This window comes from Methylobacterium sp. 001424705 (assembly GCF_059816145.1).
Map to the genome: position 1 here is coordinate 1 of NZ_JCBANU010000078.1, position 1,363 is coordinate 1,363.

Consider the following 1,363-nt stretch of genomic DNA (forward strand, 5'->3'; position numbering starts at 1 on the left):
GGACCGTTCACGCGCCGAACCAGGATGCGCACGAAAGGGAGTTGACCGATGAACCCCGAATAGAGAACAAGTTTCCCCGGGACGCCTCCTGCAGGATCAGCTTGTCGAGGGTGAGATCCGCAATCGCCTTTCGCAGCCGAGCGTTCTCGGTCTCCAGGTCCTTCATCCGTCGAACTTGATCCGACTTCAGGCCGCCAAACTCACGCCGCCATCGGTAGTACGTCACCGAACTCACGCCGAGCGCGCGGATTGCATCGGCCACGCTCTGGCCCTGTGAGATCAGCACATCCGCCTGCCGCAACTTGGCAACGATCTCCTCAGGTTTCGGGTGCTTTGCCATCTCGTCCGTCCTCCAGGCTCAAAAGCCATACCAAAGGGCGGACCACTTCAATGGGGGCGGATCAGTACCGACATCCACCTCGCATTCATGACACTTGCTGGCGCCTTAATCTGCCAAAACAGAAATAGAGGCTTTAATCCCAGTTTATGGATCAATTTTTTTTGATGTATTTGCCGTAAGGCAGACCCCGGTTGGGGTATGATTCAGTAAAAAATACCGGTTACAGCCCGCTAAATTTATGATCACTTGCGCGCCAGGGAGGAATGGCCGCCTTTCATAAAGCCATCCTAAACCTGCGTATTTCTACGATTTCCAGGCGCTACTTACCTGTAAATCCGAGAAAAAAGCGCTGACGATGTCTTGCTAGACGCATTGAAGGAAAAAAACCATGGATGAAATTCTTGTGGGCGGATCGGCGAACGACACCATCTACGGCGGCACCGGGGACGACACCATCTATGGCGGTCTTGGCGACGATATTCTGTGGGGTGGCGCCGATGACGATATCCTATTCGGCCAGGATGGGAACGACAGGCTCTACGGCGGGGCGGGCTTCGACCGGCTGGAGGGCGGCCTCGGCAACGATATCCTGCGGGGCGACGAGGGTGACGACCGTCTCCTCGGTGGCGAAGGCAACGACAACCTCGACGGCGGAGTGGGCGACGACAACCTCGATGGCGGCATCGACGACGATGTGCTGAACGGCGGCGCAGGCAACGACATCCTGAACGGGGGCGCGGGCAAAGACTATCTCTACGGCGGGAACGGCAACGACTTCCTCGCCGGCGGTGAGGGCAACGACACCCTGGACGGCGCTGACGGCGACGACAACGTCCACGGTGGCAACGGCAACGACATCATCAGCGGTGGGATCGGTAACGACTTCCTGAGCGGCGGCGCCGACGACGACATCCTGCTGGGCGGCTTGGGCAGCGACGAGATCGTCGGCGGCACCGGCAACAACATCCTGTGGGGCAACGAGGGTAACGACGTTCTCGTCGGTGGCTCGGGCGCGGACGTCCT

Annotated in this window: 1 protein-coding gene and 1 pseudogene; one reads left to right on the forward strand and one right to left on the reverse strand. The window is 59.1% G+C overall.

Annotated features, from left to right (window positions below; translation table 11 throughout):
• Positions 1 to 61 precede the first annotated feature (61 nt).
• Positions 62 to 340: pseudogene (locus AC6EUL_RS22810) on the reverse strand (transposase); the annotation flags it as partial.
• A 388-nt stretch (positions 341 to 728) separates the two neighbouring features.
• On the opposite strand from AC6EUL_RS22810, the gene AC6EUL_RS22815 reads away from it, so the two are divergent.
• Positions 729 to 1,363: calcium-binding protein (locus tag AC6EUL_RS22815; RefSeq protein WP_499872891.1), on the forward strand; the 635-nt coding region annotated here is incomplete at its 3' end.